An 18,716-nucleotide genomic window follows, 5' to 3' on the forward strand; every position below is an offset into this window, starting at 1 on the left:
TGGACTGTATTTATGTCCCAGCCCCTTTTTTTATGTCAAATTTAAACTGAAAAAACAATGATGTATTACATAATTTGATTTGAAACAAAGAATTGAAAACTTGAAATTTTACTCATAAAGAATATTAGTTATTACAAAAATAATTAGAAAAATCTATGTAATACAATTCAATGGTGCTATAATCAATAGTGGTTAACTTGAAGGATGGGTCGGATATTTCTGATGTATCATTGAGTGCAGTCAGTGGATGCTTGCAAATATACTAGTCAACTTGAAGTTATAAAATTTAGTAAGTGAAAGTAATAGTGATTTTGTTTATTGAAGGTTATAAAGGAGCCCATTATGTTTAGGAAAAAGAAAAAAGAAATTCAACCATTGGTTACACAAAACAACAACAAAAACTATATTAGTGAGCAGTTTAAAACTATTCGCTCTAACCTACTTTTTTCAAGTATTGATAATGAAATTAAAGCTATAGTAGTAGCATCAGAAAAACCGGAAGCTGGAAAAAGTACAATTGCAGCTAATCTTGCAGTTGTATATGCTCAAGCAGGTTATCAAACGTTACTCATTGATGGAGACATGAGAAAGCCTACCCAACATTTTCATTTCAAAGTAGACAATCAAAATGGTCTTTCATCTTTACTCACACATAACTGCACAATCAATGAAGCAATTAAACAAACTGAAGAAAAAGGATTAGATTTAATGACAGCAGGCCCTGTGCCACCTAATCCGTCTGAATTAATTGTTTCAGAACGATTTACCAATATATTTACATCATTATGTAAATGGTATGATTATATTATTATCGATACACCACCAGTGAACAGCGTCACTGATGCACAAATATTTGCAGAACACGCAGGTTATGCTGTTATGGTAGTGGATGTAGAAGATAATAAAAAAAGGATGTAAAAAAAGCTAAAATGCTCATTGAGAATTCAGGCTCTAAAATATTAGGAGTAATTTTAAATAAAGTTGGATATGAAGATAATAAATATTATGAGTACTAAATAAGATGTATTACAAAAGATCAGTGTATAATCGCTGGTCTTTTTATTTAAGATATAAAGAGATTGAATTTAGTAGCGAGCACTAAAATTAATACTTATAATATAACTATCTTACTAAGTAATCAGAGTTTTCGGTAAAGGTTTTGGAGTGATACCCATGATAGATATGCATAATCATATATTAATTAATTCAGATGATGGACCAAGAGATGAAGAAGCGGCTATTCAATTATTAAGACAAGCTAAAAAAGAAAATGTAACAAAAATTATTGCAACACCTCATTATACTAATAAATACGATAATTCTTTTGATAAAGTAAAGTTAAAAATAAAAAGATTATGTAAATTAAAAGAGGTTAAAGATTTAGGAATTCAAATTTATCCAGGACAAGAGGTAAGAATTCATCAGAATTTAATTGAAGATATTAAATCCGGAAAGGTAAGTGGTTTAAACAAGTCCAGATACTTACTCATTGAGTTTCCTCCTAACGACATTCCTGATTATACGTATCAAATGTTTCAAAATATACAGGAATTAGGTTATATTCCCATCATTGCACATCCTGAACGTAATATCGCTTTGTTGAAAGATATGAGTGTTTTATATCACTTGGTTCAGCAAGGATCATTAAGTCAAATTACTTCAACGTCTTTAATAGGGCATTTTGGTAAAGGAATTCAAGATGTATCGATTGAACTAATGAAATGCAATCTTGCTCATTTTATCGCATCTGATGCGCATGACTTTGAAGCTAGACCTTTTATGATGAAGTCTTTATTTAAAGAAGAAGTGTTATTGGATTTTCGTGAATCTATGATGAAGTTAATCAAGAATGCAGAAGCAATTATTAAAAATGAAGAAATTGATAAGCGTGAACCGCTTGTTCCTGATAGTCAAAAAATTAAAGATAGGATATTTTAAAATAAAGCACTCGAAAACATTTTGTCTTCGAGTGCTTTTAAAGTAAATTGATTATTTTAATTTCACTTTTTCTGAATCGCTTTTCATCGATTGGATGTGATCATAATCTGGTGTTGCATATAATGTTTTTTGATTATCGTACGTTACAAAGCCTGGTTTTGCACCTGATGGTTTGTGTACGTTTTTGATATCCGTGTAATCTACTGGAATTTGACCAGAGTTTCCTGCTTTAGAGAAGTAGGCTGCTAACATTGCAGCTTCTTCTATTGTTTTATCGCTTGGTTCATCTTCAAAAATGACTACGTGAGAACCAGGAATATCTTTTGTATGGAACCATAAATGGTGCTTACGTGCTTTTTTATTTGTTAGATAATCGTTTTGTTTGTTGTTTTTACCTACATAAATAGTTGCGCCATCTGTAGAAAGGTAAGTTTGCAACTGCATTTGCGGTTGTTTCTTTTTCTTACGATTTTGACGTTGTTTCATAAAGCCTTGTTCTGCAAGTTCTTCACGGATTTCGTCAATATCTTCTACAGTGATATGAGCCAACTGTTGCTCAATGGATTCAAAGTATGTGATGTTTTCTTCTGTGAGTTGTATTTGATGTTCAAGTTCATGTTCACGTGTTTTTAAACGGTTATATTGCTTATAGTAATATTGCGCATTCAGTGAAGGTGATTTAGTCGGATCTAATTTAATCGTCACTTCTTCATCTGTATAGTAATTTTCTGTCGTTAATGTTTCATCGCCTTGTTTAATGCGATAAATGTTTGCGGTGATGAGCTCACCATATAACTGCATATCTTCTTTTGATTGCGTACCTTCATACTCAGCGTTTAATTTAACGAGTTTGTTTCGATTCTTTTGAAGTTGTTGTTGGACAAAACGAACTAAATCATTCGCACGTTGTTTAACACGTTCACGTTCGCCACGCGCATCATAGAAACGGTCTAATAACTCATCAAGTGATTCATAAGTCACACTGTCATCATCAAACTGTTTTAAACGCATGAAGTAATAATCTTCTTTACCTGTTTCATGGTTTTTATGGAAGATCGGAACAGGCTTAAGTTTAGTTTCTTCCATAACTTCATCGAATGCTGCAGGTAATGTTTCAGTAGTCATAAATTGACGACGTTCTGTAATTTCTTTTGTAATGAGTGGACTGAAACCTTCGAAAGTTTGTAAGAGTTGTCTCGCAATATTACCTTGATTGAAATCTATATATTTTAATACGTCTTGACCTGAAACTTCATACGGATTGATTTTATTTTGTGTAGGTGGTGCTTCATATTGGAATCCTGGCATAACGGTACGATATTGGTTTGTGTTTGGTGTTAAATGTTTGAAACCTTCGATAATCTTGCGATTATCATCCACAAGTATTAAGTTACTGTGTTTACCCATAATTTCTAAGATAACGGTACGATATATTTTATCACCGAGTTCATCTGTGCTTTGAACATCGATTTCGATACGACGGTCATTATCAATTTGACGAATTGCTTGTATAATTCCGCCGTCTAAGTGTTTACGAAAGACACGGTTAAACATTGGCGGTTCAAATGGGTTATCATATTTCTTTTTCGTAATATGCATGCGAGAGAAATTAGAATGGATAGATAACAGTAATGAATGATTTTTACGATTCTGACGAATGACCATTATAATTGTATCGTTATCAGGTTGGTTAATTTTATGAATACGTCCACCTTCAAGAAAGGACAATTCTTCTACCATTTTCTTTGTGAATAGGCCATCAAATGCCATAATTATCAGCTACCTTTTTATTTTCGTTCTTGTACTACGTTCTTATTATTGTACCATGTGAATATGGTAAACTTCCAAATTAAGATTTTATCTATTGGCATCTATACAATTTTATTTAGAATATGGTATCATTATATAATACAACAATAGCTTAGAGAGGTCGTAAGGCATGGATAATGAAAAAGGTTTACTAATTGTCTTATCAGGTCCATCTGGAGTCGGAAAAGGTACGGTCCGCAAAGAAATATTTGATGATCCGAAAACATCATACAAATATTCAATTTCAATGACGACACGTGAAATGCGTGAAGGTGAACAAGATGGTGTTGATTATTTTTTCAAGACAAAACGAGAGTTTGAGCAACTTATCGCACAAGATCAATTTATTGAGTATGCAGAATATGTAGGTAACTACTACGGTACACCTGTACAGTATGTGAAAGACACTATGGATGAAGGCTATGATGTCTTCTTAGAAATCGAAGTTGAAGGTGCGAAACAAGTACGCAAGAAATTCCCTGATGCATTATTTATCTTCCTAGCACCGCCAAGTTTAGACCACTTAAGAGAGCGTTTAGTCGGCCGCGGTACAGAATCAGACGAAAAGATTCAAAGTCGTGTGAAAGAAGCACGTAAAGAAGTGGAAATGATGAATCTTTATGACTACGTTGTGGTAAACGATGAAGTAGAACTTGCTAAAGAACGTATTCAAGCAATCGTTGCAGCCGAACATCTAAAACGCGAACGTATAGAAGCAAAGTATAGAAAAATGATATTGGAGGCCAAAAAATAATGTTATACCCACCGCTTAATCAATTAACTTCAAAAGTAAAATCAAAATATTTAATCGCAACAGTGGCAGCCAAACGCGCACGTGAATTATATGACAAAAAAGACACTGCGTTATTAGAAAAATATCACTCAGTTAAAACAGTTGGAGAAGCTCTAGAAGAGATTGCCGATGGCAAAATCACTCCAATCGAACCAGAATTAAACGAAAGTGAATTCGAAACAAAAGACTGAGTTTAAAGTGATTATATAAATTGAAAACAACCTTTAAGGCAAAAAACTGCTTTAAAGGTTGTTTTTCATTTAATAAGACATCTTCAATTGCTCCATAGAACGTTCTAACTGATCAAAATCTATAATACGTGCTTGTCTATGAAATTCTCTTCCATTATTAAAAAGAATGACGACAGGCGCAGTAAAGAGTGAGAGTTGACCAGCAGCTTCAGGAATATCATTTACAATAATTTGTGCTGCAGGTATTTCTAACTGATTTACTAATTTTTCTACTCTAGGTTGGTCTGCATGGCAGACTGAGCAACCATTCGCCATGACATATAATAAGAATTTATTTTCTGATTCAATGCGTTGTGTAATATCATCATATTGCTTTAAAGTCTCCATCTTCAAACCTTCTTTCTATTGTCTGTATCGAAAGCTATCATACGCGGATAGAGGTAGAGAATCAACTTTATTGCTTTGCAAAGCAAAGGACTTTTTTGACCTAGAGTGTTAAAATATAAAATGATTGATGAATTATGAGACCATTTCATTTGGACTCATTTTTTAATATTAAGCCGTATACATAAAGAGAGAATAAACTTGGAGGCAAAGATTGCGATGAAGAATATTTTATTAGCAGTATCGGGTGGTATTGCAGCTTATAAAGCGATTGATTTAACAAGTAAATTAACACAAGCAGGGTATGACGTACGTGTAATGCTGACTGAACATGCACAAGAGTTTGTGACACCGCTTGCTTTCCAAGCAATCAGTCGTAATCCTGTATACACGAGTACATTTAAAGAAGAAAATCCAGCTGAAATTCAACATATAGCGTTAGGTGATTGGGCAGACGCAGTGATTATTGCGCCAGCAACTGCCAATATTATCGGTAAATTAGCAAACGGTATTGCTGACGATATGATTACTTCAACTTTATTAGCGACGACTGTTCCTAAATTTGTTGCTCCTGCTATGAATGTGCATATGTATGAAAATCCAAGAGTACAAGCAAACATGCAAGTATTGACTGAAGATGGATATCATTTCGCCGAACCTGGTGAAGGCTTTTTAGCCTGCGGCTATGTAGCGAAGGGCCGTATGATGGAACCATTGGATATCATGGCATTCATGCGCCAAACGATGGAACAAAATAATAATCAATCAGTCATCAATGAGAGTGATTGGTTCAATGGTAAACATGCCTTAGTTACAGCAGGACCGACGGTCGAAGTTATTGATCCTGTACGTTTTGTGTCTAATAGAGCATCAGGAAAAATGGGATATGCACTTGCTGATGCATTACAAAAGAGAGGCGCTAAAGTAACTTTAGTGAGTGGTCCAACAAGCTTAACGCCACCAGAAAATGTGGACTTTGTACCTGTAACTAGTGCGGAAGATATGTTTAACGCAGTAGTTGAACGTTTTGATGCTCAGGACTTTGTCTTTAAAACGGCTGCAGTTTCAGATTACAAACCATCAGAAAAACTGGAACATAAAATGAAAAAACAAGATGGAGATTTAACCATTTCATTTACACGAACTAAAGATATATTGAAATATTTAGGTGAGCATAAATCGCATCAAAAATTAATTGGCTTTGCAGCTGAAACACAAGATATTGAAAAATATGCAAAAGCTAAATTAGAGAAAAAGAATGCAGATGTGATTATTGCGAATAACGTAGGAGACACATCTATCGGTTTCAGTTCTGATGATAATGAAGTCACATTATACTTCAAAAATGACGAAGCAGTTAATATAGAGAAAGGTAAGAAACAGCAGCTTGCTGGAAGAATCTTAGAAGAATTAGAACGTAGGTGGAAATAATGTATGCAAAGGTAATTGTAGATGTCCCAGCTAAAAACGTAGACTTTACCTTTGACTATAAAATACCAGAGCGACTCGTACCCATTATTCAAGTTGGTGTACGAGTCGTTGTACCCTTTGGGTACAGAACCATTCAAGGGTATGTTATGGAAATAGCTGAGGAACCAGATCCAGAACTAGATTTATCTAAACTAAAAGAAATCCAAGAAATTCAAGATATCAAACCAGAACTGACACCTGAATTAGTTGATTTAAGCGCTTGGTATGGTAAATATCATGTCACGAAACGTATTTCTATTTTAGAAGCCATGTTACCAAGTGCTATTAAAGCAAGATATACCAAAGTATTTGAAATTGTAGAAGATGAATCAATACCAGATGACATTTTAAAACGCTTTAATAAAGAAGGACATTATGCTTATAAAGCTGCTCAACAAAATGGTGATTTAAAACATTTAGTTCCTTTATTAGAAGAAGGTATCGTTAGAGAAGAAACGTTACTGTCTCAAAATACAAAGAAAAAAACACAACGTGCAATACGAATAAGAGATGATCATCAACCAGATGAAGTTTTAGCAATGTTAGAACGACACCCTAAACAATATGATGTTTATGCATACTTGCTAGATGCACAAAATAGAGATGTTCCTTTAAAAGAACTTGAAGAAGTAGGGTTATCAGCTTCAAGTGCTAAAACATTGGAACGTAATGGTTTTGTAGAGAAGTATGATGCTATAGTAGAACGTGACCCATATGCATCAAGAGTATTTGAACAAGAAGAAAAACGACAACTCACTCCAAGCCAACAAATCGCTTACGATGAGATTAAAAAGGTTATTGATGAAGAAAAACAAGAAACATTCTTACTACATGGTGTAACAGGTTCTGGTAAAACTGAAGTTTATCTTCAAACGATAGAAGCTGTTCTAGAAAAAAATCAACAGGCTATGATGTTAGTTCCAGAAATTGCTTTAACACCACAAATGGTTTTACGTTTTAAACGTAGATTTGGTGATGAAGTTGCAGTATTGCATTCTGGTCTTTCAAAAGGCGAACGTTATGATGAGTGGCAAAAAATACGTGACGGACGCGCACGCGTAAGTGTAGGCGCGCGTTCTAGTGTTTTTGCACCATTTAAAAATCTAGGTATGATTATTATTGATGAAGAACATGAGGCAACATACAAACAAGAAGATTATCCGCGTTATCATGCGAAAGAGATTGCGTTATGGCGCGCAAAATATCATCAATGTCCATTAATTTTAGGTAGTGCGACACCAAGTCTTGAATCATATGCACGTGCTGAAAAGGGTGTTTATCACTTATTAAGCTTACCTGATCGTGTGAATAATCAACCATTACCTGAAATTGATATTGTAGATATGCGTGAAGAATTAGCGAATGGTAACCGGTCAATGTTTTCGACAGAATTACGAGAAGCAATTCAAGACCGTTTATCTCGCAATGAACAAATTGTACTGTTCCTAAATCAACGTGGTTATTCTTCATTTATATTATGTCGAGACTGTGGTCATGTACCGCAATGTCCAAACTGCGATATTTCATTGACCTACCATAAATCTAGCGACAAATTGAAATGTCACTATTGTGGTTATGAAGAAACACCGCCTAATAAATGTCCAAACTGCGAAAGTGAACACATTCGTCAAATGGGAACTGGTACACAACGTGTGGAAGAACTGTTAAATCGTGAATTTGAAAATGCGAAGATTATTCGTATGGATGCAGATACAACATCACGAAAAGGCGCACATGAGAAGCTATTGAATGATTTCGGAGAAGGTAAAGGGGATATTCTGCTCGGTACTCAAATGATTGCGAAAGGGTTGGATTTCCCAAATATTACACTTGTCGGTGTGTTAAACGCTGATACTATGTTGAACTTACCAGATTTTCGTTCCAGTGAAAGAACTTTCCAATTATTGACTCAAGTAGCAGGGCGTGCAGGACGTCATGAAAAAGAAGGGAAGGTTATTATTCAAACCTATAACCCTGATCATTATGCGATACAAGATGTCCAGCTTAATGATTATTTATCGTTCTATCATAAAGAAATGAAATACAGACAAATTGGTAAGTATCCACCATATTATTTCTTGATTAACTTTACGATTTCTCACCAAAATATGAAAGAAGTTATGCAAGCAGCGGCACATGTTCATAAAATATTATTACAACACCTCACGGATCGAGCTTTGATTTTAGGACCATCACCAGCAGCTATCGCTAGAATTAATAGAGAATTTCGTTTCCAAGTTCTAGTCAAATACAAAAGTGAACCCGAATTACACAAAGCACTTCAATATTTAGATGATTACTATCATGAACGCTATCAAAAAGATAAGCTTTCATTAAAGATAGACATAAACCCTTATGTCATGATGTAGAGAATAAAATAGCATAAAATCAAGGATAAGTGATGATTTAGGAAGTATTAGATGCTTTTTAGATTGTCACTTATCTTTTTATTTTCAGCCAACATCAATGTATAAGTGTAACACTTTTTGAAAGTTCTTTATTATTGCGTGCTATACAAAAAGTGGGGTAAAATAAATCAAATTATAAATGCTTATCTGCTTACGAACTTCATATAGATATACGATTAAGGATTCTTTATGAGACACCATACTTTTAAAAGTAAGCAGTTTATCAAAGCTATAATTAATTTTCAAAAGGGGATGATGAAACGATGAAAATAGCAATCATTAGCGCAACGGGTAAACAAGGAACAATCTTAACTGAAAAAGCATTAGAGAGAAACCATGAAGTTACTGCGTTTGTCAGAAATCATAATAAATTACAATTTGATGTTCCATATGTAGAAAAAGATATATTAGATATTACTCGTGAAGATTTAGAAGGTTTTGATGCAGTATTCGTCGCATTTGGCGCACCAAGAGGAAAAGAAGAGTTATATATTCAAATGACTAATCATCTTATTAATATTTTAGACGGTATAGATGTAAAACTGATGTTTGTTGGTGGAACAGGTAGATTGTATATAGATGACAGTAAAACAACAAGAGTGGCGGATAATCCAAATATCCCAGAGGCTGTAAAAGAATCAGCTATAAAAATGGCTGAAGCTTATGATATTCTATCAGCGCAAGACAAACTAAAAGACTGGACGTTTGTAAGTCCTGCAAGCATGTTTGATTTTAATGGTCCAGAAACCAACGATTATAAATTGGGTACTGATACAATTATTTATAACTCAAGAAATAAATCTTATGTATCGTACAGTGATTTCAGTAACGTATTTATAGATGAAGCTGAAAATGATCAATATCCAAACCAAGGTATCACAGTAGTTTCTGATTAACTGATAATAAAAAGTAACCTCATTAAAAGCAATTTAACTTTCTATTGCTTTTAATGAGGATTTATTATTAAGAATGCACTAACTTGTACAGGTGTATATATTTTATATAGGTAACTATAAGTTAATATCCCTTTTTTGATATTGTAATGATTATTTTCATGTATAATAAGGAATCAAGGAGTGATTTTATGATTCTGCTCAAAACGTTTATCATAGCATTTTCAGTTTTCACATTTTTATCTGCGATATTAATGTTAGCACGTAATCCGAAAACACCTAAAATTACAATGATCCTCTTAATAGTAGGAAGCTTATTGTTAGATATTGGAGCTTTAATTGCTAATTTCATACCAGCTCTAATTCTTTTAATCATTGGGTTTGCGATGATCCAAGTAGGCATAGGTATCTATCAAAAGAGAACTTTTGGGAAAATCATCTTTTTAGCACAAAGTGTAAGGTTCATTGTAAGCATATTTGTTATTGTTTTCTTTATTATTTTACAATAGTTTAAAGCATCTACTAAGAAATCTTGGTAGGTGCTTTTTTTAGGAACTATGTCTATAAACCGACATGACCGACACGCGCTGGAAATCTTGGTAGGTGCTTTTTTTAGGAACTATGTCCTATAAAAATCAACTTTTGGCCTTCTCATCAATTGTTATAATTTTGTAGGTTATATTAAAAATTATTACAATCTGATTTTGATTGTAAAAATATTTAAAATTTGTTTCAAAACCGTCATGTTATCCTATATAATGTAAAATATACGTTAAGTAATATGTAATATACATACTTGGAGGTTACTATGGAAAAGAAAATTGATTTAAGTAGTTTTTTAACCGCACTAAAGAAAAACTTGAAGATACTACTAATAATTCCTTTTAGTTTTCTAGTTATAGGAATTTTAGTGAGTATCTTATTTATGCAGCCTAAATATGCAGCAACATCACAAGTTTTGGTGAATCAAAAAGAACCAAATAATGAAATGATGGCTCAACAAGTTCAATCCAATATTCAACTTGTTAAAACATACTCAGAAATTATTAAAAGTCCAAGAATTTTAGACAAGGTTTCAAAAGAATTGAATGGTAAATATTCTGAAAAAGAGCTCTCAAACATGCTCACTGTAAATAACCAAGCTGAATCACAAATCATGAATATTAATATTGAGAGTAAGAATAAAAAAGACGCAGCAAAAGTAGCTAACACTATTACAAAAGTATTTAGTAAAGATGCAAGCAAAATTATGAATATCGATAATGTATCTACTCTATCGAAAGCAGAAACAGCAAAGAAAGTGTCACCTAAACCTGTTGCTAATGGAATTATTGGATTAATTTTAGGTTTAGTAATTGCTTTAGTTGTAATTATGATTAAGGAATTATTTGACAGAAGAATTAAAACTGAAAAAGAAGTTGAAGAAATATTAGGGTTACCAGTTCTAGGTTCTATCTCAGACTTTAGCAAGAAAAAATAGGGAGGAATATATATGGCTAAAAATAAAGAAATTACAGAAAATCCATTGATAACATTTGATAATCCAAGATCTGTAACTAGTGAAAAATTTAGAGGAATAAGAACAAATATTATGTTTTCGACTGCTGATAATGACATTAAATCTATTGTATTTACGTCAGAAAAACCTTCAGCAGGTAAATCACTGGTTTCTGCAAATGTTGCAGTTACATATGCACAAGCTGGCTATAAAACATTAATAATTGATGGTGATATGAGAAAACCAACACAGCATTATATTTTTAATACTTCAAATGTTGACGGATTTTCAAATTTAATTATTAATCAATCTTATTTGGGTAAAGCTATTGAAAATACTGAAGTTGAAGGTTTGGACTTATTAACTTCTGGACCAATACCGCCAAATCCATCGGAGTTAATTGGATCTTCTCAATGTCAAAGTGTTTTGGAAGAATTATACGAAATATATGACATTATTATTATCGATACACCACCTGTTAATACAGTAACAGACGCTCAACTTTTTGCTGAAATCAGTGGATATGTTGCAATGGTTGTAGATGTTAAGAAAAATGATAGAAATGCTGTCAAAAAAGCAAAAGAATTAATTGAAAAAGCTGGTGCAAAAGTTTTAGGAGTAATATTAAATAAAACCACGCCGGATAAATCTTCAAGTTATTATGCGTACTATGGAGAAGAAAAAAATGATTGATATGCACAACCATATAATTCCAAATGTAGATGATGGACCTCAAGACAAACAAGAAATGATTGCCTTATTAAAACAAGCAGCAGATCAGAATATAAAAGGAGTTGTTGCTACTCCACATCATTTGCATTATAAATATAACAATGATTTTGATACTATTCAGAAACTGGTTGACGAGATAAATAATAGCGAGGAAATCAAGAGTTTAGGTGTAACTATTTATCCTGGGCAAGAAGTGAGGATTACAGATGAAATACTGAATCATTTAGATAATGGCAAAATAAAAGGAATTAATAATACAAAGTATTTATTAATTGAATTGCCTTCAAATAGAGTTCCAGCATTTACTCAAAGTATTATTTATGAGATTCAAACAAGAGGGTATATACCTATAATCGCTCATCCAGAAAGAAACAAAGAAATATCTCAGAATATCAACATTTTGTATGGGTTAGTTAGTATTGGTGCATTAAGTCAAGTAACAGCATCTTCACTGACAGGTAAATTTGGCAAAAACATACAAAAATTATCTTTTCAAATGATTGAAAACAATTTAGTACATTTCATAGCATCTGATGCACATAATTCTCAGAATAGACCTTTTGATCTGAAAGAGATAATTACAAATAAAAAATTAAAAAAACATTCTAAAACTCTAGATAAACTGTTTCAAAACAGTGAGTTGATGATAAAGGATCATCTGATTAAAGCAAAAAGACCGATTGAGTTCAAAAAGAAGAAATTTCTAAGCATATTTTAATAAAAATTATGCTTAGAAAAACAATAGTAATAAAAGAGGTCAAAATATATGGATTTTAAGATAAAATTTATTAATGGTTTTAATATAGTATTATTAGGATTAACAACACTTTTTCTAATAGGATTCGCATATGATTCAGTGGGTTATCAATATTCTGTGATTATGCTTGCTATATGTGTATTAATTACTATTTATACACTATATAAAAAGCAAGACGGTTTCTTGTTAGTTTATCTATTATATTTATTTTTAACTAATATAGGAATTTACTTTACGGATGTTTTTGTTGATAATCCTTTTACTGAATATCACGGAGATTTATCTTGGTATTATTCTGATTTTAAATTAGTATTTGTTATTGCTATGTCAGGAGTGCTTTTATTTACAATACTTTGTACTATTCTAAGCACAGTACCTAAAAATCTAAATAATAATAAGTTAAATATCGAAAATAAAGGAAATCCAACATTTTTTTATGCGGGCATATTTTTTGTGGTAGCTTTTACCCTTTTGTTTTTGTTTTACATAGCATCCGGTAAATTATCGATAACAACATATGGAGATTTTGTGAGTAGTATACAAGAGTTGCCATTTTATGCTTATGGCGTTTTCATATTTTCTCTAGGAGTTTCTTTTATTTATGCTAATGTGCAAAAGAAAAATTTGGTGAAAGTTTCATTAATCTTGTTACCACAAGTGTTTCTATTTTTTATAACTGGTAATCGAGGAGAAGTCTTCTTCCCACTCTTATCAGCACTAGGTGTTTTAATTGTACGTGGTTTCAAAGTTAAATGGTGGTTAAATTTAATGATTCTTCTGATATTATTTATTTTAATACCATTAATTAAAATATCTAGAAATTTACAAAACTTCTCATTTTCAGACTTGAATATTAATTGGTTTAGTTCAATTGTAGAAATTGGTTATACTTTGCGTCCATTAGGGTTTATAGCATTGTGGATTGATAGTGGGGAGAAGTTAGCATATGGAGAAAGTTATTTTGCTCCAATCCAAAGATTTTTCTCAAGATTTATTCCTTCTATTGAACCTATTAATTATGAGATAGCAGGATATGGTTTTAGATACAGAATGCCAGGTATGGGAATGAATGTATTAGGAGAAGCATTTTATAATGGCGCTTGGGTAGCACTAATTTTAGTAGTTAGTATTATTGTATTTATATGTTGGATTTTCAGTAGGTCAAACAGTTATATCAAGCTATCAATTGTAACTGGTATTGTTTCTATATTTATAAATAATATTAGAAACGCATTTTCTTTTGTGCCAGGTTATATTATTTTGACCTTAATTATTTCAATAGTGCTTATTTTTATAAATGAGTACTTCAATAATACTAGCAAGGATAGATACGATGAAAATTAATTTTGTATATTCTTTAGTTGCAAATGTATATTCAGCATTATGCAAGTTTTTAATTTTACTTACTATTATAAGACTCGGAACTCCAATTGAAGTTGGACGCTATAATTATGCCTTAGTGTTATCAGCTCCTGTATTTCTTTTAGCATCACTGAAAATCAGATCAATTATAGTCACTAATGACGAATACAAAGTCAACCATTTTTTTAACGCTATTATATTAATTAACACATTCTTTTTTACTGTATTTATATGTATAGTATCACTATTATCGAACGCAAACGAAACGATTATTATTTTAGTAGTATCACTAATAAAATTTTTAGATAATATTAAAGAAGTATCATACGGAGTATATCAAAAAGATGAACAGTTAAAAATTCAAAGCGTTTCTATGATTATGTACTTCACTTTAAGTTTAGTATCATTTTATTTATCTTTCTATATCACTTCAGATCTTTTGATTTCATTAACCTTATCGTTATTAAGTGGATTGCTAACCTTTTTTATATTTGACATACCTGTTATGAAGAAAAAATTTAAAGTATTTCTAAAATTAACATTAAGCATGTCAGTATCTAAAAAAATTATGTTTCTTGCTTTGCCACTTTCAATTTCATCTGCAATAGGCTCATTAAATACTGGTTTGCCGAGAGTATTTTTGAAAGAATTTTTTAATGAATATGCACTTGGTATTTTTTCAGCAATTGCGTATTTATTAGTAGTAGGTACATTATTGGCCAATTCATTAAGTCAAGTATTCTTACCAAGACTTCGGAAATTATTTAAAAATAATAAAATAACCGATTTTGTAAATCTTACAAAAAAAATGGTGTTAATAGGAACAGCGGTAGGTATATTTTCAGTTATAGCTAGCACATTTTTAGGTAGATTTGTTTTAAAGATATTTTTTGGTGCCGAGTATGCTAATCAAAATGAAGTGTTGATAATACTTTCATTTGGATTGTTGTTTATTTTGAGCGGAGTCTTTTTAGGCACTTCAATAGTTGCAACCGGAAATTATAAAGTTAATTATAAAATATCTGTGATTACATTATTGAGTATTATAATATTCAGCGTGTCTTTTATTCCGGTATGGGGATTGATAGGGACAGCTTATACTATCACATGCTCACAACTTGTTGCGTTTTTAAGTTATTTGTACTTTTATAACAAGGAAATGAAAAAATGGAATCACAATACAAAGATGTAAATTGTTATAATTTAAAAAAGAACAGGGTGATAAAATGCAAGTTATACACATATTTCATAGATTGAATAGAGGTGGGGCTGAATTAAGAACATTAGAAATGATGGAAAAATTGCAAGGAAAATACAAATTCCATATATGTATAATTTCTGGTAAAAAAGGTAGTTTGGATAATGCATTTGAAGAAATAGGTGTCAAATTACATTACCTTAAAATGAACACACCATTGTTTCCATTTTCTTTTTTTAAATTATTAAAAAAAGAAAACATTGATGTATTGCATAGTCATATCTTATTTATGAGTGGCTATTTGCAAATTATTGCAGTTGCGGCGAATGTAAAAGGAAGAATAAGCCACTTTAGAACATCAAAAGATCGTAAAGAAGAAAATAGTAGGCTAAGAAAAATAAGAAATAAGTTTTTAAAATGTCTGTTAGAAGTTAGTAGTACTGATTTATTATATGTGAGTAAAGTCGCGAAAGATAACTTATTTAAATTGAAATTGTTTCCTAGAAAACACAAAGTGGTATATAACGGTTTTGATAGTTTACAACATTCAGATATAAAAGTATCTGAGACTTTTGTTAATGTAGGAAGATTCATGGAAAGTAAAAATCAAATTTTCTTGTTGCATGTAATAGATGTGCTGAAACATAGTTATAACAAAAATATAGTTATAACATTTTTAGGAAATAATAAAACAGAATACGGACAAAGGTTTTGTGAAGTTGTTCAAAACTATCAGTTACAAGAAAATGTGGTTATCAAAGGTGAAGTTGGGAATCCAAATGAATATTTAAGTTCATCTGAATACTTTGTCTTTCCGTCGTTATTAGAAGGTTTGCCGGGAGCACTTATAGAAGCACATCTTAATAAATGTATTGTTTTGACATCTAATATTCCTGAGAATAAAGAAGTGAATTCGTATTTTGAAGAGTCGTCATTTAATTTGGAAATTGATGCAAACAAATGGGCTTATACTATAAATCAACTTATTGATAACAATAACGAAAAACTAACAAGATTTTCAGGTGGAAATCCATTCAGTATGGAAAAATTAATCGAAAATATTAGTTCAATATATAATAAATATAAATAGGTGGTGAAAAAATGAAACTCACTTTTATACACGATTTCCCCGCACAATATAGTCAAATAAATCGTGAATATTATTCAGCTGGTTTTAACTATAAAATTTGGCAAAGATATTTATCTGTGTTTGATAGCATGATAATTGTTTCAAGGGTTGTTCAAAATGTATCAACCCAAAATAAGAATATATCATCAGGTGAACGTGTTCGTTTCAAACCAATTGAAAAATATAAGTCAATCCCTTCTTTATTATTACACTCAAAAGAAATTCGTAGTCAAATAGAAGAAGTTATTAAGGAATCTGAAGCTATTTTAATTAGAGTTCCATCAGTCCTAGGATTTATCGCGGCTGATGTGTGTCGAAAATTAAGAAAACCATATATGGTAGAAGTGGTTGGTGCCGCATTTGATGCTTATTGGTACTACGGCAATATGAAAGGAAAAATGCTTGCACCTATTATTGAAAAATTACAGCAAAAAACAGTTCGTCATGCTTCAGTAGCAATATATGTGACAAGTAATTATTTACAAAGCAAGTATAAAACTGATGGGAAAGCCTTTAATGGTATTTCGAATGTCGAAATTTTTGAAAATGATATCGATGGAAAAATAAATAATCCCGATAGTGAAGATAAAGTTAAAATTGGCTTAGTAGGTTCTACTTATACAAAATATAAAGGACATATAACCGCTTTAAAAGCACTTGAGATATTGAAAAAAAAGTATGGAGAAAGTTTGCAAATGGAATTTGTAGGTCAAGGCTTATCCAAACGCATCTCACAATTTATTGAAAAACATAACCTTAAAGATAATGTTCTTTATAGAGGTGTTATTTATGATAGAGAGTTGTTAGATGATTGGTATAAGAGCTTAACACTATATATACAACCTAGTTTAACAGAAGGCCATTGCAGATCAATCGTCGAAGCAATTAGTAAGGGTGTACCAACATTAGCTTCGAGTGTTGGTGGTAATGAAGATAGCGTTAGTAGAAAATATTTGTTTAAAGCAGAAAATTCACGAGAACTTGCAAGTTTAATAGACATGTTATTGAATGATAAACGCGAAAAAGAAAAGAATATAAAACAAAATACTACTAACATTTTACGTTATGACAAAAATAAAGTACAAGTTATGAGAGAAGAAGCTTTAAAAGACTTTAAACTGAAATTGGAGGATAAATAATGAAAGTTTTAATTACAGGTGCAGCTGGCTTTATAGGCTCACACTTAGCTAAGAAGTTAATTTCACAAGGCCATGAAATTATTGGAGTTGATAATATCAATGATTACTATGATCCAAAGTTAAAAGAAGACAGATTGAAGTCAATCGGCCATAATAATTTCACATTTTACAAAGTAACTTTGGAAGATGCAGATAAGTTAGAAGAAATATTTAAAGAACAACACCCTGATGTTGTTGTTAACTTAGCTGCACAAGCAGGTGTAAGATATAGCTTGGAAAACCCAAGAGCTTACATTGATTCGAATATTGTAGGATTTGTTAACATTCTTGAATGTTGCAGACACTACGATGTTAAACATTTAATTTATGCTTCATCTAGTTCTGTATATGGCGCAAACACATCTAAGCCATTCTCAACTTCAGACAACATAGATCATCCTCTAAGTTTATATGCCGCAACTAAGAAATCCAATGAACTTATGGCTCACACATATAGCCACTTATATAACTTACCTACAACAGGATTAAGATTCTTCACAGTGTATGGCCCTTGGGGCAGACCTGATATGGCACTTTTCAAATTTACAAAAGCAATCGTTAATGATGAAACTATTGATGTATATAATCACGGTAATATGATGAGAGACTTTACTTACGTAGACGATATTGTAGAATCAATTAGTCGATTGGTTAAACGCCCGGCTAAACCAAATCCAGAGTGGAGTGGAGCTAATCCAGATCCAAGTTCTTCATATGCTCCGTACAAAATTTATAATATCGGCAATAATAGCCCAGTAAGATTAATGGAATTTGTGGAAGCAATTGAAAATAAATTGAATAAAACAGCTAAGAAAAATTATATGGATTTACAACCAGGCGATGTTCCAGAAACGTATGCAAATGTTGATGATTTATTCCGTGATATTGATTTCAAACCAGAAACAACAATCCAAGATGGCGTAAATAAATTTATTGATTGGTATTTAGATTATTATTCTATTAAGTAAGGGAAGAT

Annotated in this window: 17 protein-coding genes and 1 pseudogene; 16 read left to right on the forward strand and 2 right to left on the reverse strand. The window is 31.7% G+C overall.

Annotated features, from left to right (window positions below; all coding sequences use genetic code 11):
* The first annotated feature begins 342 nt into the window (after positions 1-342).
* Positions 343-1,016 (forward strand): annotated as a pseudogene (locus HMPREF3270_RS00350) (polysaccharide biosynthesis tyrosine autokinase).
* 157 nt (positions 1,017-1,173) lie between these two features.
* Positions 1,174-1,938, forward strand: coding sequence for a tyrosine-protein phosphatase (locus HMPREF3270_RS00355; RefSeq protein ID WP_070847728.1), 765 nt, complete (start codon positions 1,174-1,176; stop codon positions 1,936-1,938).
* A gap of 51 nt (positions 1,939-1,989) precedes the next feature.
* Here HMPREF3270_RS00355 and HMPREF3270_RS00360 read toward each other — a convergent pair whose 3' ends face one another.
* Complete coding sequence (locus HMPREF3270_RS00360; protein WP_070847725.1) at positions 1,990-3,708, reverse strand: Rqc2 family fibronectin-binding protein; 1,719 nt, start codon at positions 3,706-3,708, stop codon at positions 1,990-1,992.
* A gap of 169 nt (positions 3,709-3,877) precedes the next feature.
* Between HMPREF3270_RS00360 and gmk the strand changes: the two genes are divergently transcribed.
* A complete protein-coding gene (gene gmk / locus HMPREF3270_RS00365; RefSeq protein ID WP_002480629.1) occupies positions 3,878-4,501 on the forward strand; it encodes a guanylate kinase in 624 nt (207 codons plus the stop codon).
* Positions 4,501-4,731, forward strand: coding sequence for a DNA-directed RNA polymerase subunit omega (rpoZ, locus tag HMPREF3270_RS00370; RefSeq protein WP_002480630.1), 231 nt, complete (start codon positions 4,501-4,503; stop codon positions 4,729-4,731). Before gmk ends, rpoZ begins: the two co-directional genes overlap by 1 nt.
* A 69-nt stretch (positions 4,732-4,800) precedes the next feature.
* Here rpoZ and HMPREF3270_RS00375 read toward each other — a convergent pair whose 3' ends face one another.
* Positions 4,801-5,118: a thioredoxin family protein gene (locus tag HMPREF3270_RS00375; RefSeq protein WP_002480631.1), complete on the reverse strand. Its 318-nt coding sequence runs from the start codon at positions 5,116-5,118 to the stop codon at positions 4,801-4,803.
* 216 nt (positions 5,119-5,334) lie between these two features.
* On the opposite strand from HMPREF3270_RS00375, the gene coaBC reads away from it, so the two are divergent.
* The 12 genes from coaBC (at position 5,335) to HMPREF3270_RS00435 (ending at position 18,708) form a co-directional block, all read left to right on the forward strand.
* The gene (gene coaBC / locus HMPREF3270_RS00380; RefSeq protein ID WP_070847722.1) at positions 5,335-6,546 is read left to right on the forward strand and encodes a bifunctional phosphopantothenoylcysteine decarboxylase/phosphopantothenate--cysteine ligase CoaBC; all 1,212 of its coding nucleotides are present in this window, start codon (positions 5,335-5,337) and stop codon (positions 6,544-6,546) included.
* Entirely contained in the window at positions 6,546-8,954 is a 2,409-nt protein-coding gene (gene priA / locus HMPREF3270_RS00385; RefSeq protein WP_060803943.1) for a primosomal protein N', read from the forward strand. Before coaBC ends, priA begins: the two co-directional genes overlap by 1 nt.
* Before the next feature lie 302 nt (positions 8,955-9,256).
* Positions 9,257-9,889, forward strand: coding sequence for an NAD(P)-dependent oxidoreductase (locus HMPREF3270_RS00390; RefSeq protein ID WP_070867140.1), 633 nt, complete (start codon positions 9,257-9,259; stop codon positions 9,887-9,889).
* 188 nt (positions 9,890-10,077) lie between these two features.
* A complete protein-coding gene (locus HMPREF3270_RS00395; protein ID WP_023015733.1) occupies positions 10,078-10,395 on the forward strand; it encodes a hypothetical protein in 318 nt (105 codons plus the stop codon).
* Positions 10,396-10,694: 299 nt separating this feature from the next.
* Positions 10,695-11,366, forward strand: coding sequence for a YveK family protein (locus tag HMPREF3270_RS00400; protein ID WP_070847713.1), 672 nt, complete (start codon positions 10,695-10,697; stop codon positions 11,364-11,366).
* Between the two features lie 12 nt (positions 11,367-11,378).
* Entirely contained in the window at positions 11,379-12,077 is a 699-nt protein-coding gene (locus HMPREF3270_RS00405) for a polysaccharide biosynthesis tyrosine autokinase (protein WP_070867141.1), read from the forward strand.
* The gene (locus HMPREF3270_RS00410; protein WP_070847707.1) at positions 12,070-12,834 is read left to right on the forward strand and encodes a tyrosine-protein phosphatase; all 765 of its coding nucleotides are present in this window, start codon (positions 12,070-12,072) and stop codon (positions 12,832-12,834) included. Before HMPREF3270_RS00405 ends, HMPREF3270_RS00410 begins: the two co-directional genes overlap by 8 nt.
* Before the next feature lie 48 nt (positions 12,835-12,882).
* A complete protein-coding gene (gene wzy, locus HMPREF3270_RS00415; RefSeq protein ID WP_070847704.1) occupies positions 12,883-14,217 on the forward strand; it encodes an O-antigen polysaccharide polymerase Wzy in 1,335 nt (444 codons plus the stop codon).
* Positions 14,207-15,427 (forward strand): oligosaccharide flippase family protein, encoded by a 1,221-nt coding sequence (locus HMPREF3270_RS00420; RefSeq protein WP_070847701.1) that lies wholly within the window; start codon positions 14,207-14,209, stop codon positions 15,425-15,427. The genes wzy and HMPREF3270_RS00420 overlap by 11 nt, the downstream gene beginning before the upstream one ends.
* 61 nt (positions 15,428-15,488) lie before the next feature.
* On the forward strand, positions 15,489-16,523 hold the full coding sequence (locus HMPREF3270_RS00425; protein WP_218117690.1) for a glycosyltransferase: 1,035 nt from the start codon (positions 15,489-15,491) through the stop codon (positions 16,521-16,523).
* Positions 16,524-16,534: 11 nt separating this feature from the next.
* Positions 16,535-17,701: a glycosyltransferase family 4 protein gene (locus HMPREF3270_RS00430; RefSeq protein ID WP_057511026.1), complete on the forward strand. Its 1,167-nt coding sequence runs from the start codon at positions 16,535-16,537 to the stop codon at positions 17,699-17,701.
* Positions 17,701-18,708, forward strand: coding sequence for an NAD-dependent epimerase (locus HMPREF3270_RS00435; protein ID WP_057511027.1), 1,008 nt, complete (start codon positions 17,701-17,703; stop codon positions 18,706-18,708). Before HMPREF3270_RS00430 ends, HMPREF3270_RS00435 begins: the two co-directional genes overlap by 1 nt.
* Positions 18,709-18,716: the final 8 nt, after the last annotated feature.

Source organism: Staphylococcus sp. HMSC65H10 (assembly GCF_001839185.1).
Classification (GTDB): Bacteria; Bacillota; Bacilli; order Staphylococcales; family Staphylococcaceae; genus Staphylococcus; species Staphylococcus simulans.

Bases quoted from the DNA above. Each gene is read 5' to 3' on its own strand.
- HMPREF3270_RS00405 (WP_070867141.1), top strand. From the start codon at position 11,379: ATGGCTAAAAATAAAGAAATTACAGAAAATCCATTGATAACATTTGAT.
- coaBC (WP_070847722.1), top strand. From the start codon at position 5,335: ATGAAGAATATTTTATTAGCAGTATCGGGTGGTATTGCAGCTTATAAA.
- HMPREF3270_RS00430 (WP_057511026.1), top strand. From the start codon at position 16,535: ATGAAACTCACTTTTATACACGATTTCCCCGCACAATATAGTCAAATA.
- HMPREF3270_RS00435 (WP_057511027.1), top strand. From the start codon at position 17,701: ATGAAAGTTTTAATTACAGGTGCAGCTGGCTTTATAGGCTCACACTTA.
- HMPREF3270_RS00420 (WP_070847701.1), top strand. From the start codon at position 14,207: ATGAAAATTAATTTTGTATATTCTTTAGTTGCAAATGTATATTCAGCA.
- priA (WP_060803943.1), top strand. From the start codon at position 6,546: ATGTATGCAAAGGTAATTGTAGATGTCCCAGCTAAAAACGTAGACTTT.
- HMPREF3270_RS00360 (WP_070847725.1), bottom strand. From the start codon at position 3,708: ATGGCATTTGATGGCCTATTCACAAAGAAAATGGTAGAAGAATTGTCC.
- rpoZ (WP_002480630.1), top strand. From the start codon at position 4,501: ATGTTATACCCACCGCTTAATCAATTAACTTCAAAAGTAAAATCAAAA.
- HMPREF3270_RS00355 (WP_070847728.1), top strand. From the start codon at position 1,174: ATGATAGATATGCATAATCATATATTAATTAATTCAGATGATGGACCA.
- gmk (WP_002480629.1), top strand. From the start codon at position 3,878: ATGGATAATGAAAAAGGTTTACTAATTGTCTTATCAGGTCCATCTGGA.
- wzy (WP_070847704.1), top strand. From the start codon at position 12,883: ATGGATTTTAAGATAAAATTTATTAATGGTTTTAATATAGTATTATTA.
- HMPREF3270_RS00390 (WP_070867140.1), top strand. From the start codon at position 9,257: ATGAAAATAGCAATCATTAGCGCAACGGGTAAACAAGGAACAATCTTA.
- HMPREF3270_RS00375 (WP_002480631.1), bottom strand. From the start codon at position 5,118: ATGGAGACTTTAAAGCAATATGATGATATTACACAACGCATTGAATCA.
- HMPREF3270_RS00410 (WP_070847707.1), top strand. From the start codon at position 12,070: ATGATTGATATGCACAACCATATAATTCCAAATGTAGATGATGGACCT.
- HMPREF3270_RS00395 (WP_023015733.1), top strand. From the start codon at position 10,078: ATGATTCTGCTCAAAACGTTTATCATAGCATTTTCAGTTTTCACATTT.
- HMPREF3270_RS00400 (WP_070847713.1), top strand. From the start codon at position 10,695: ATGGAAAAGAAAATTGATTTAAGTAGTTTTTTAACCGCACTAAAGAAA.